The sequence below is a fragment of the Klebsiella pneumoniae complex sp. WS1778 genome (assembly GCF_049472055.1).
In the GTDB taxonomy this organism is placed as follows: Bacteria; Pseudomonadota; Gammaproteobacteria; order Enterobacterales; family Enterobacteriaceae; genus Klebsiella; species Klebsiella quasipneumoniae.
The window spans coordinates 60,506-72,788 of the sequence record NZ_JBKGTJ010000005.1 but is presented as its reverse complement, the minus strand read 5'-3'; the positions used below and the strand labels follow the sequence as shown (position 1 = coordinate 72,788).

Genomic DNA, 12,283 nt, shown 5'->3' with positions numbered 1-12,283 from the left:
GCCAACTGATTTGAGGAAACCCACCTGGCTGTCTGGGATCCCTTCGTTTGCCGCCTTGCTCTGACGTTATTTGCTTTGCGAAAACGGAGGAGTGCGGCCATTTCCCGGCGTCGCTGCGCTCGGCCGGGCTACGACTCACCAGGCAGTGGTAGCCCGGATAAGGCGCTGCGCGCCGCTATCCGGGAAAAGCGCATTGTTCTTTAACCGATCTGCCCATTGCCCAGGTGCTTCACGCGGCGCTTCACTTCTTCCTGCTTGCCGGCGTTGAACGGACGCGCGTCCGGGCTACCGAGGTAGCCGCACACCCGGCGGGTAACGGAAACGCGGGAGGCGTCGTGGTTACCGCATTTCGGGCAGGTAAAACCCTTGCTGGTGCACTCGAACTCGCCGGTGAAACCACACTCGTAGCATTCATCGATCGGCGTATTGGTTCCGTAATACGGCACATGCTGATAGCTGTAATCCCACACGTCCTCCAGCGCCTTCAGGTTGTGCTGGATGTTCGGGTATTCGCCGTAGCAAATGAAGCCCCCGTTGGCCAGCGGCGGATACGGCGCTTCAAAATCGATCTTGTCGTACGGGTTGACCTTCTTCTCCACGTCGAGGTGGAAGCTGTTGGTGTAGTAACCTTTGTCGGTCACCCCTTCCACCACGCCAAACTCGGCGGTATCGAGACGGCAGAAGCGATCGCACAGGTTTTCGCTCGGCGTGCTGTACAAGCTAAAGCCGTAGCCGGTCTCTTCCTTCCACAAATCGACGGCGTCGCGCAGGCGCTGGACGATGGCCACACCCTTCTCGCGCAGCGCCTCGCTGTCGTACATGTGCTGATTGCCGTACAGTGCATTGATGGTTTCATGGATACCGATATAGCCCAGCGAAATCGACGCCCGGCCGTTTTTGAAAATCTCGGAGACGTCGTCGTCGGCTTTCAGTCGCACGCCGCAGGCCCCTTCCATATAGAGGATCGGCGCCACGCGCGCTTTTACCCCTTCCAGGCGGGCAATACGGGTCATCAGCGCTTTGCGCGCCAGCTGCAGGCGCTCGTCCAGCAGCGCCCAGAAGGCGGCTTCGTCGCCTTTCGCTTCCAGGGCGATGCGCGGCAGGTTGAGGCTGATAACGCCGAGGTTATTGCGCCCATCGTGCACCTGCTCGCCGTTCTCGTTTTCCCACACCCCGAGGAAGCTGCGGCAGCCCATCGGCGTTTTAAACGACCCGGTAACCTTCACCACCTGGTCGTAGTTGAGGATATCCGGGTACATGCGCTTGCTGGCGCACTCCAGCGCCAGCTGTTTGATGTCGTAGTTCGGATCGCCGAACTTATGGTTCAGGCCGTCACGGATCGCGAACACCAGTTTCGGGAACACCGCGGTCTTACGGTTTTTACCGAGGCCGGCAATGCGGTTACGCAGAATCGACTGCTGGATCAGCCGCGATTCCCAGCTGGTGCCGAGGCCGAACCCGAAGGTGACGAACGGCGTCTGGCCGTTGGCGGTATGCAGCGTGTTAACCTCATACTCCAGCGACTGGAAGGCGTCGTAGCACTCTTTTTCGGTACGGGCGCGGGCATAGCCTTCGGCATCCGGGATCTGCCACTCTTCGGCGATTTTGCGATGCTTGTTAAAGCTTTCGCTGACGAACGGCGCCAGCACTTCATCGATGCGGTTAATGGTGGTGCCGCCGTAAATATGGCTGGCGACCTGGGCGATGATCTGCGCTGTCACCGCGGTGGCGGTAGAGATAGACTTCGGCGGCTCGATCTCCGCGTTGCCCATCTTAAAGCCCTGGGTCAGCATGCCTTTCAGGTCGATCAGCATGCAGTTAAACATGGGGAAGAAGGGCGAGTAATCGAGGTCATGATAGTGGATCATGCCGCGTTCGTGGGCCATCACCACATCGTGAGGCAGCAGGTGCTGCCGGGCGTAGTGCTTGGCGACGATACCGGCCAGCAGGTCGCGCTGGGTCGGGATGACTTTACTGTCCTTGTTGGCGTTTTCGTTGAGCAGCGCGGAGTTGGTCTGCTCGACGAGGCCGCGGATCTCCTGATTGAGGCGGCCGCGCTTCTCACGCTGGCTATCGCGGTCATGGCGATACTCAATATAGGCGCGCGCCAGCTGCTTATAGGGGCCGGACATCAGCTGGTTTTCCACCGCGGTCTGGATCTCATTGATGTCGACCTGGGCGCGGCCCTGCATTTGTTGGCTAACGACTTCTGCGACGGTGGCGCAATAGTCTGCGTCATCGACTCCCGCTGCTTTAGCTGCACGCAGAATTGCTTCCTGAATGCGCTCTGACTTGAACGGCACTTTACAGCCATCACGTTTCATCACATGCGGTGTCATGATCACTCCATATATAGAACAGGTTATCCACAGAGGCGGAGGTTATCCCGAAGGCGCTGCGCGCTACGGCTCGTGCTGTTTGCCTTCAGATCCGGCCCGTTTTATCCACATCTCATCACCGCCAGACATCGACAAGATATGGTGACATAATAGACGATTAATACAACATGTAGGGCCGGGACGCATTTTAAGTTCTATATGTAGTGATTTGCATCAAAGATGTTTGCGATTTTATTGACCCAGAACAAGGTAAAAAGGTGAGAGTACGGATGATGGGCGCTGGCGATAAATGTAAATTTATCTGGCTGGAAAATAAGCAAAAATGCCTGGCGTTCGCCACCGGCGCCAGGCATGACATTCTCATCTCGGGAGGGCAGGGGATACCTTACGCCTGCAGCCACCATACCGCTTCGAACGGCCGCAGCGTTAGCCCGGTCGGGCGGGGCGTGGTCTCGGCATAGTTGCTGATGATCATCTTCCAGTCGCCTGGGGCCTCCTCTGGCTGCCAGGTCTGCAGGTCGCGGCTCAGGTTGGCGGCGACCACCAGCGTTTGTCCCTGCCACTGACGGCGATAGCACCACAGCGACGGATGGTCAGGCAGGAGATCCTGATAATCACCCCAGGTCAGCAGCGGCAGGGTTTTACGCAGCGTAATCAGCTGCTGATAGGCATAAAACACCGAATCGGGGTCCGCCAGCGCCGCCTCGACGTTGATCTCCCGGTAGTTATCGCCAAGGCCGATCCACGGCTCACCGTCGCTAAAGCCACCGTTCTCGCCACTATGCCACGGCATCGGCGTGCGGCTGTTGTCGCGCGATTTGCTGGCAAGGATTGCCAGCAGTTCGTCCGGGCTTTGCCCCTGCGCCGCACGTTCGATAAACATATTGTGGCTCTCGACGTCGCGATAATCGCTGATGCTGTTGAAGTGCGGATTGGTCATACCGATCTCTTCGCCCTGATAAATATAGGGCGTGCCCTGCATGCCGTGCAGCACCATCGCCAGCATCTTCGCCGCCGGCACCCGGTACGCGCCTTCGTCGCCAAAGCGCGAGACGATGCGCGGCTGATCGTGGTTACACCAGAACAGCGCGTTCCATGCCCGGTTGTGCATCCCCTGCTGCCAGTGGCGGAACAGCGCCTTCAGCGCCACATAGTCCGGGCGGGCGAGGGTCCACTTCTCCCCTCCGGGATAATCGACTTTTAAATGGTGGAAGTTAAAGGTCATCGACAGCTCGCGGCCGTCCAGCGCGGCGTACTGCTGGCAGTGTTCCAGCGAGGTGGAAGACATCTCGCCGACGGTCATCAGGTTACGCGGGGTGAAGACATCGCGGCTCATCTCCTGCAGGAACTCATGCACCCGCGGGCCGTCGGTATAGAAGCGGCGGCCATCCCCGTCCAGATCGCAGGGAAAGGTCTGGTCTTTTGAGATCAGGTTGACCACGTCGAGGCGCAGACCGTCGACGCCGCGGTCAGCCCAGAATTCGCAGACCTTTTTCAGCTCGGCGCGCACCGCCGGATTCTCCCAGTTGAGATCCGCCTGCTCAATGGCGAACAGGTGCAGATAATACTGCCCGCTGTCGGCGTGCCACTGCCAGGCGTTACCGCCAAATTTAGAGCGCCAGTTGTTCGGCAGGGCGTCCGGTTCGCCATCGCGCCAGATATAGAACTGGCGGTAGGGACTCTCCTTATTCAGCGACTGACGGAACCATTCGTGTTCGGTCGAGGTATGGTTCAGCACCATATCCAGCACGATGCGGATCCCGCGTGCCTTCGCCTCCGCCACCAGGGCGTCAAAGTCGGCCATCGTGCCGTAGGAGGGATCGATGGCGGTGTAGTTCGCCACGTCGTAGCCGTTATCCACCTGCGGAGAGACGTAGAACGGCGTCAGCCAGATGGCGTCTACCCCAAGCTTTTGCAGATAGTCGAGGCGGGAGGTGACGCCGCGCAGGTCGCCGGTACCGCTGCCGGTGGTATCCTGAAAACTCTTCGGATAGATTTGATAAATAACGCCGTTTTGCCACCAGTGGGGGAGTTGATTCATAGTACTTTCCTGCTGCAACGAGGGGCGCCAAAGGCGCCCCGAAAGAAGAAGTTAGACAATCTGCAAGGTGCCCTGACGGTACTTGCGCTGATACACCACGGTGGTGAGGATAATCGGCACCACCACCGCGATGGCCATCGCCATGGCGTACACCTGCCAGTAGGTTGGCTGGATGGAGAGGATCCCCGGCAGGCCGCCGACGCCGATGCCGTTCGCCAGCACGCCGTTCAGGCCGCACAGCAGGCCGGCGAGGCCGGAGCCGATCATCGCGCACAGCATCGGGAAGCGGTACTTCAGGTTGATACCGTACATTGCCGGCTCGGTGACCCCGAGATAGGCGGAGATCGCCGCCGGCACCGATATTTCACGTTCATTCTGCTTGCGGCTGGCGATGATGATGCCGACCACCGCCGACGCCTGGGCAATGTTGGACAGCGCAATCAGCGGCCACACCGGGGTACCGCCCATGCTCTGGATCATCTGCATATCGATGGCGAGGGTGGTCTGGTGGACGCCGGTTATCACCAGCGGCGCGTAGAGGAAGCCAAACAGCGCGGCGCCGATCGGCGCGAAGCTGCCGGTTAACAGATGGCGCACCGCGAAGGCCACGCCGTCGCCGATCAGGCGGCCGAACGGACCGATAATGGCGTGCGCGAGGAATACCGCCAGGATCAGCGAGCAGACCGGGACAATGACCAGGTAGAGGTAGTCCGGCACAATGCGCTTGAGGCGCGTCTCGATAAAGCCTAAGGCCAGGCCTGCCAGCAGGGCCGGGATCACCTGCGCCTGGTAGCCGACTTTAGCAATGGTAAACAGGCCGAAGTTCCACACCTCCGGCACCTGCTGGCCGAGGAGATAGGCATTCATCAACTGCGGGGACACCAGGGTAACGCCAAGGACGATCCCGAGGATCGGCGTACCGCCCATCTTCTTCACCGCCGACCAGCAGATCCCCACCGGCAGATAGAAGAAGATCGCCTCGCCAATCAGCCACAGGAAGTCATAGATGGTTTTCAGCGACGGGTGCATCTGGGCCAGCGTCTGGCCGTTGCTCATAGGTAAGTCGCCGATGACGTTGCGGAAACCGAGGATCAGACCGCCGCTGATCAGCGCCGGCAGCAGTGGGAAGAAGATCTCGGCGAAGTGCGAGATCAGCTGTTCATGCCACTTCATATTTTGCCGCGCGGCCTGTTTGACCTGCTCTTTATCGGCGGAAGTCTGGCCAGTGGTCGCCAGCAGGGCTTTGTAGTAATCGCCCACCTCGGTGCCGATGACCACCTGGAACTGGCCGGCGTTAGTGAAGCATCCCTTCACCATGCGCAGCTGCTCAATCTCTTTTGGTCTGGCGATGGCCGGGTCGTTCAGCACAAAGCGCAAACGGGTAATACAGTGGCTGACGGTGGCGATATTGCCGCGCCCGCCCACCAGTTCGATCAGTTTATCGATGTCCTGCTGGTTTACTTTGCTCATGATGAAGCCTCAAAAACAGAGGGGAGAGATGCCGTTTTTACCTTGAGGGCATCCTAACCGTTCCGCTTAATTTGCAAAATGGGAACGTTCCCGAAACCCAGCGACGATCACATAAATCGCCAGAGCGAGATTAATTGAGGGCGGCGGGAATCACGATCTGGCGGGGATCGACGCTGCCGGCGATCTGCTCGATCAACTGCCGGGCGGCCCGGCGTCCGGACTCGGCATAGCCCGGATCGACGGTCAATATTTCCGGGTGGAGAAACTTCATCAGCGGCGTGCTGCCGACGCTGGCGAGCTGCAGCGCATCGCGGCCCTGCTGCTGGAGGTACTTACTGGCGCCGAGGGCGAGGGTATCGGTGGCGCAGACCAGGGCGCTGGTCTCGGCCGTCAACACGCTGGCGACGGTGTCATACCCCTGCTTCATGCCCAGCCCCGGCAGGGCGGCGGTGGGCGTCAGACGATGCTTTTTACAGAAGGCGAGGTAGGCGAGATGTCGGCGTTCGCCGGTGGTGACGTCGCTGTGCGGTACGCCAAGGAAGCTGATGTGGCGATGTCCGCGATCGTAGAGCCGCTGCATCAGCAGCGTGATGGCCCCCTCGTCGTCATAGCACACCGAGGCGAAGCCGGGGGCGTCGCGGGCCATCAGCACCAGGGTGTCGCGCCAGGGGGCGAGCATCGCCTCGTCGATGCCGGTAAAACCGAACAGTACCACGCCGTCAATATTACGCCGGGCGAGCATGCCGAGATGCTCCTCCACCAGCCCCGGGGAGAACTGACTCTCCATCATAATCGGGTCGTAACCCTGCTCATAAAAGGCGGGCAGCATGGTCTGCACGGCGAGGTTTTCCGACAGCGAATCGAGACGGGTGACGATAATCGCCACCACTTTATCGCTCTGGCCGCGCATGGCGCGGGCGGAGCGGGAGGGCGAGAAACCGTGCTGCTGCATCACCGCTTCGACGCGCTCGCGGGTCCGTTCGCTGACCCCGCTCTCGTTGTTGAGGACGCGGGATACCGTTGATTTCCCTACGCCGCTTAAGCGCGCGATATCTTTGATGGTCAGCCGGTTCTGCATGCGGAATTCTCGTCAGGGGGTAGAAGTGAGCATAATGCTACTCAACCAAACCGCAATGAGCAAAGTCTGGTTTACGTTCGGTTTAGTTGCGCGGGTTTATCATCGCCATTATTGCCACACAATCCTTAATGAGGGCGCTATAATCCGCGCCGTTTATATTCACTTACCGGAGATAGTTATGGACCCCGATCCCACTCCTCATCCTCGATGGAGCAACCTTTCTTTCCGGTAAGCCTGTTTAACACTGCTTTACCGGAAAGCGTAAAGCAGTGACGTCCTTGATGTCCCTGCCATAAAAATAACATGCCTGACAGGTAGGTTTTGCTACGCCCGTCGGCAACGCTGCGTTCGCTTACGCGAGCGCGGAGGGACTGTTTATGCTGAAAAATTATACCCGGCAGCTGTTCGCACAGCTTAGCCGCCATCTGCCACGCCGTTTAGTCCAGCGCGATCCGCTGCCGGACGCCCGTCATCTGGCGAGCGGCCCCATTCCTGAGTCGCTGGGCAAACAGTGTCTGGACGTGGCGGCGATGGACGACCAGGAGATCTGGCGCGCCTTTGACAGCCACCCAGAAGGGCTCAATGAAGGCGAAGTGGCGGCGAAAATCCTCAAACACGGTGACAACCAGATCCCGGCGCAGAAGCCCTCTCCGTGGTGGGTGCATCTGTGGACCTGCTACCGCAACCCGTTCAATCTGCTGTTGACGGTGCTCGGCATCGTCTCCTATTCCACCGAGGATCTGTTCGCCGCCGGGGTTATCGCCCTGATGGTGGGGATCTCGACGCTGCTCAACTTCATCCAGGAGGCGCGCTCGACCAAAGCGGCGGATGCGCTGAAGGCGATGGTGAGCAATACCGCCACCGTGCTGCGGGTGGTCAACGAGCAGGGGGAGAGCCGCTGGCTGGAACTGCCTATCGACCAGCTGGTGCCGGGCGACATCATCAGGCTGTCGGCGGGAGACATGATCCCGGCCGACCTGCGTATCCTGCAGGCGCGGGATCTGTTCGTCGCCCAGGCCTCGCTGACCGGCGAATCGCTGCCGGTGGAGAAAGTGGCCCGCAGCCGCGATCCGCTGCAGCAGAACCCGCTGGAGTGCGACACCCTGTGCTTTATGGGCACCAACGTGGTGAGCGGCTCGGCGCAGGCCATCGTTTTCGCCACCGGCGGCCACACCTGGTTTGGTCAACTGGCCGGCCGCGTCAGTGAACAGGAGAGCGAGCCGAACGCCTTTCAGAAAGGCATCAGCCGGGTCAGCATGCTGCTGATCCGCTTTATGCTGGTGATGGCCCCGGTGGTGCTGCTGATCAATGGCTACACCAAAGGCGACTGGTGGGAGGCGGCGCTGTTCGCGCTGTCGGTGGCGGTTGGCCTGACGCCGGAGATGCTGCCGATGATCGTCACCTCGACGCTGGCGCGCGGGGCGGTGAAGCTGTCGAAGCAAAAGGTTATCGTGAAGCACCTCGACGCCATTCAGAATTTTGGCGCGATGGACATCCTCTGCACCGATAAAACCGGCACCCTGACCCAGGATAAAATCGTGCTGGAGAACCATACCGACGTCTCCGGCAAGGTCAGCGAGCGGGTACTGCATGCCGCCTGGCTCAACAGCCACTACCAGACCGGCCTGAAAAACCTGCTCGACACCGCGGTGCTGGAGGGCGTTGAGCTGGAGGCCGCCCGCGGGCTGGCGGCGCGCTGGCAGAAGGTAGATGAGATCCCCTTCGACTTCGAACGCCGCCGCATGTCGGTGGTGGTGAAAGAGCAGGACGACGCGCATCAGCTGATCTGCAAAGGGGCGCTGCAGGAGATCCTCAACGTCTCAACCCAGGTGCGCTACAACGGCGATATCGTGCCGCTGGACGACACTATGCTGCGCCGCATTCGCCGGGTGACCGACACCCTCAACCGGCAGGGGCTGCGGGTGGTGGCGGTGGCGACCAAATATCTGCCGGCCCGCGAAGGCGACTACCAGCGCGCCGATGAGTCGGACCTGATCCTGGAAGGCTACATCGCTTTCCTCGATCCGCCGAAAGAGACCACCGCTCCGGCGCTGAAAGCGTTAAAAGCCAGCGGCATCACGGTGAAGATCCTCACCGGCGACAGCGAGCTGGTGGCGGCCAAGGTGTGCCATGAAGTGGGGCTGGATGCCGGCGAAGTGGTGATTGGCAGCCAGATTGAAGCGATGAGCGACGACGAGCTGGCGGCGCTGGCGAAACGCACCACGCTCTTCGCCCGCCTGGCGCCGCTGCATAAGGAGCGTATCGTGACGCTGCTGAAACGCGAAGGCCACGTGGTGGGCTTTATGGGCGACGGCATCAACGACGCCCCGGCGCTGCGCGCGGCGGACATCGGCATCTCGGTCGACGGCGCGGTGGATATTGCCCGCGAGGCGGCGGATATCATTCTGCTGGAGAAGAGCCTGATGGTACTGGAGGAGGGGGTGATCGAAGGCCGCCGCACCTTCGCCAACATGCTTAAGTACATCAAAATGACCGCCAGCTCCAACTTCGGCAACGTCTTCAGCGTGCTGGTGGCCAGCGCCTTCCTGCCGTTTCTGCCGATGCTGCCGCTGCACCTGTTGATTCAAAACCTGCTGTACGATGTCTCCCAGGTGGCGATCCCGTTCGATAACGTCGATGATGAACAGATCCGCAAACCGCAGCGCTGGAACCCGGCCGATCTCGGGCGCTTTATGGTCTTCTTCGGCCCGATCAGCTCGATTTTCGATATCCTCACCTTCGGCCTGATGTGGTGGGTGTTCCACGCCAATACCGTGGAGATGCAGACCCTGTTCCAGTCCGGCTGGTTTATCGAGGGGCTGCTGTCGCAAACGCTGATTGTGCACATGATCCGCACCCGGCGCATTCCGTTCGTCCAGAGCCGCGCCGCCTGGCCGCTGTTCGCCATGACCCTGGTGGTGATGGCGGTGGGGATCGCGCTGCCGTTCTCGCCGCTGGCGGGCTATCTGCAGCTGCAGGCTCTGCCGCTGAGCTACTTCCCGTGGCTGGTGGCGATCCTGGCGGGCTATATGGTGCTGACCCAAACCGTCAAAGGCTTCTACAGCCGCCGCTACGGCTGGCAATGAGGGGAAGGTTTACGGATGACCCACGTAAAAAAGGCAGCCTGCGGGCTGCCTTTTTTCATGCCGAGGTTAGCGATCAGCGACGCACGGCGATGGCTTCGATCTCGATCTTCACATCTTTCGGCAGACGCGCCACTTCAACGCAGGAGCGCGCCGGGAAGGTGGCGTTGTGCTCGGTGAAGAATGCTTCGTAAGTGGCGTTAACGGTAGCGAAATCGTTGAGGTCTTTGACGAAAACGGTGGTCTTGACGATATCGCCGACGGTGAGGCCAGCGGCTTCAACGATCGCTTTCACGTTGTTCAGCGACTGGCGCGCCTGTGCGGACACGTCTTCCGGAACGCTGCCGGTTTTCGGGTCGACCGGGATTTGGCCAGAGGTGATGATCATGCTGCCGAGGTCAACGCCCTGAACGTATGGGCCAATCGCTGCTGGTGCATTTTCCGTCGCAATAGTTTTGCTCATGTTATCTCCAGATGAACTGAGTAATGTTACGCAAAATCATTCAGGTTGCCGCCAGGCGATAAGCGCTGTATCGCCGGCGCAGACGCCGCCTGAAGGACGAAGCGTAGGGTGGTAGCCATTATAGGGAGGCCTACCACCAATACCAACCGCATTTAGTTGGCCAGCACCACATAATGAGAAAACTCTTTTTCGCAGTATTTACATTTGAGTGCGATGTCATCAGCGCGCTTTTTCACTGCAAAACTGGAAGAAACCGGTTCGGCGTGGCTGATACAGTTGCTGTTCGGGCAGACCAGCACGCTGTCGATACGATCCGGCAGGCTCGGGCGGGATTTGCCCACCACTTCGTAATCATCAATGCGGTTTACCGTCGCCTGCGGGGCGTATAACGACAGCTGGTTAACCTGCTCGTCGGTCAGGAAGGTGTTCTCGATTTTAATCAAGTCTTTGCGGCCCATCTCGCCGGAGGGCAGGTTCAGGCCGATGGTGATGCGCTGGTCGGTTTCGGTCAGTTTGAACAGGGTGAGCAGCTTAAAGCCGACCTGCGCCGGGATGTGGTCGATCACGGTGCCGCGTTTGATCGCTTCTACCTGCAGTTTATTGTCGTGTGTCATCTCTCATTTCCCCCTTACAGAGCCAGCTCGCTATTCAGTACCAGTGCCAGTAACGCCTGGCGGGCGAAGATGCCGTTACCGGCCTGCTGGAAGTACCAGGCGTGCGGCGTTTTATCGACATCGGTGGTGATTTCGTCAATGCGCGGCAGCGGGTGCAGCACCTTCATGTTAGCGCGCGCCCCTTCAAGGTCGGCGGCGCGCAGGACGAACTGCGCTTTGACGTTGGCATATTCCGACGGATCCAGACGTTCTTTCTGCACGCGGGTCATGTACAGAATATCCACTTCCGCCATTACGTCGTCGATGGCGCTATGCAGGCTCCAGGCGATACCTTTTTCATCCAGCATATCGAGGATGTACTGCGGCATGGCCAGCGCGTCCGGGGCGATGAAGTAGAAGCGGTTGCCGCTGAACTTGGCCAGCGCCTGGGTCAGGGAGTGGACGGTACGGCCATACTTCAGATCGCCGACCATCGCCACGTTGAGGTTTTCGAGGCGGCCCTGGGTCTCCTGAATGGTGAACAGGTCGAGCAGGGTTTGGGTCGGGTGCTGGTTAGCGCCGTCGCCGGCGTTCAGTACCGGCACGCCGCCGGAGAATTCGGTCGCCAGACGGGCCGCGCCCTCCTGCGGATGACGCATCACGATGGCATCAACGTAGGTGCTGATGACGGAGATGGTATCCGCCAGCGTTTCCCCTTTTTTGCCCAGCGAAGTGTTGGCGCTGTCGGAAAAGCCGACCACGCTGGCCCCCAGGCGGTGCATCGAGGTTTCAAAAGAGAGGCGGGTGCGGGTCGAGGCTTCAAAGAAACAGCTGGCGATAACCTTATGCTTCAGCAGCTCGGGTTGTGGATTGGCTTTCAGCTTTGCCGCCGTCGCCAGCACCAGTTCGAGGTCTTCGCGGCTGAGATCGTTTATGGAAATGATATGTTTTTGATATAGCGGGTTAGCCATGCTTATCTCCTGACGCCTGGGCAAAAAAAAAGCCCCTTAAATAAGGGGCTTCGGGAATCCAATGAGCAACGGAAAGAAAAACGGCAGGCCAGCGTCTGCATTGAGACGCGCTAAGACAGAATGTCGTACGCAATTGGCCATGCTTCCTCCCGGCAAAACGACTGGCATTATACGCAGACCGTTATGACGATCAAGCGATTCATTCACAATCAGGTAATCGTTTGCCTGCAGAAAAGTGCGCCAGC

General features: G+C 59.7%; 11 protein-coding genes. 2 read left to right on the top strand and 9 right to left on the bottom strand.

Annotation, left to right across the window (positions count from 1 at the left end):
• Nucleotides 1-200: 200 nt before the first annotated feature.
• The 4 genes from nrdD to treR all read right to left on the bottom strand — a co-directional run bounded on the left by nrdD (nucleotide 201) and on the right by treR (nucleotide 6,928).
• Complete coding sequence (gene nrdD / locus ACLEXF_RS20285) at nucleotides 201-2,339, bottom strand: anaerobic ribonucleoside-triphosphate reductase (protein WP_004206513.1); 2,139 nt, start codon at nucleotides 2,337-2,339, stop codon at nucleotides 201-203.
• 385 nt (nucleotides 2,340-2,724) lie between these two features.
• Complete coding sequence (treC, locus tag ACLEXF_RS20280) at nucleotides 2,725-4,380, bottom strand: alpha,alpha-phosphotrehalase (protein ID WP_064178460.1); 1,656 nt, start codon at nucleotides 4,378-4,380, stop codon at nucleotides 2,725-2,727.
• 51 nt (nucleotides 4,381-4,431) lie between these two features.
• Nucleotides 4,432-5,850 carry a PTS trehalose transporter subunit IIBC gene (treB, locus tag ACLEXF_RS20275; protein WP_004206516.1) on the bottom strand — a complete coding sequence of 473 codons (1,419 nt, stop codon included), beginning with the start codon at nucleotides 5,848-5,850 and terminating at the stop codon, nucleotides 4,432-4,434.
• 130 nt (nucleotides 5,851-5,980) lie between these two features.
• Nucleotides 5,981-6,928, bottom strand: a complete 948-nt coding sequence (gene treR, locus ACLEXF_RS20270) for a trehalose operon repressor TreR (RefSeq protein WP_069135465.1) — start codon at nucleotides 6,926-6,928, stop codon at nucleotides 5,981-5,983.
• On the opposite strand from treR, the gene mgtL reads away from it, so the two are divergent.
• Together mgtL and mgtA are read left to right on the top strand one after the other, a co-directional pair.
• Nucleotides 6,909-7,160: a mgtA regulatory leader peptide MgtL gene (gene mgtL, locus ACLEXF_RS20265; RefSeq protein ID WP_349817321.1), complete on the top strand. Its 252-nt coding sequence runs from the start codon at nucleotides 6,909-6,911 to the stop codon at nucleotides 7,158-7,160. The two genes, treR and mgtL, sit on opposite strands and share 20 nt — an antisense overlap.
• Nucleotides 7,161-7,305: 145 nt before the next feature.
• Complete coding sequence (gene mgtA / locus ACLEXF_RS20260) at nucleotides 7,306-10,014, top strand: magnesium-translocating P-type ATPase (RefSeq protein ID WP_004206521.1); 2,709 nt, start codon at nucleotides 7,306-7,308, stop codon at nucleotides 10,012-10,014.
• A gap of 73 nt (nucleotides 10,015-10,087) precedes the next feature.
• On the opposite strand, the gene ridA is transcribed toward mgtA, so the two are convergent.
• The 5 genes from ridA to ACLEXF_RS20235 form a co-directional block, all read right to left on the bottom strand.
• Nucleotides 10,088-10,474, bottom strand: coding sequence for a 2-iminobutanoate/2-iminopropanoate deaminase (gene ridA, locus ACLEXF_RS20255; protein WP_002886926.1), 387 nt, complete (start codon nucleotides 10,472-10,474; stop codon nucleotides 10,088-10,090).
• 152 nt (nucleotides 10,475-10,626) lie between these two features.
• A complete protein-coding gene (gene pyrI / locus ACLEXF_RS20250; protein ID WP_002886927.1) occupies nucleotides 10,627-11,088 on the bottom strand; it encodes an aspartate carbamoyltransferase regulatory subunit in 462 nt (153 codons plus the stop codon).
• Nucleotides 11,089-11,102: 14 nt separating this feature from the next.
• Complete coding sequence (gene pyrB, locus ACLEXF_RS20245) at nucleotides 11,103-12,038, bottom strand: aspartate carbamoyltransferase (RefSeq protein ID WP_004206522.1); 936 nt, start codon at nucleotides 12,036-12,038, stop codon at nucleotides 11,103-11,105.
• 2 nt (nucleotides 12,039-12,040) lie between these two features.
• A complete protein-coding gene (locus ACLEXF_RS20240; protein ID WP_227650304.1) occupies nucleotides 12,041-12,100 on the bottom strand; it encodes a pyrBI operon leader peptide in 60 nt (19 codons plus the stop codon).
• Complete coding sequence (locus tag ACLEXF_RS20235; protein WP_002886930.1) at nucleotides 12,075-12,179, bottom strand: pyrBI operon leader peptide; 105 nt, start codon at nucleotides 12,177-12,179, stop codon at nucleotides 12,075-12,077. Before ACLEXF_RS20235 ends, ACLEXF_RS20240 begins: the two co-directional genes overlap by 26 nt.
• Nucleotides 12,180-12,283 lie beyond the last annotated feature (104 nt).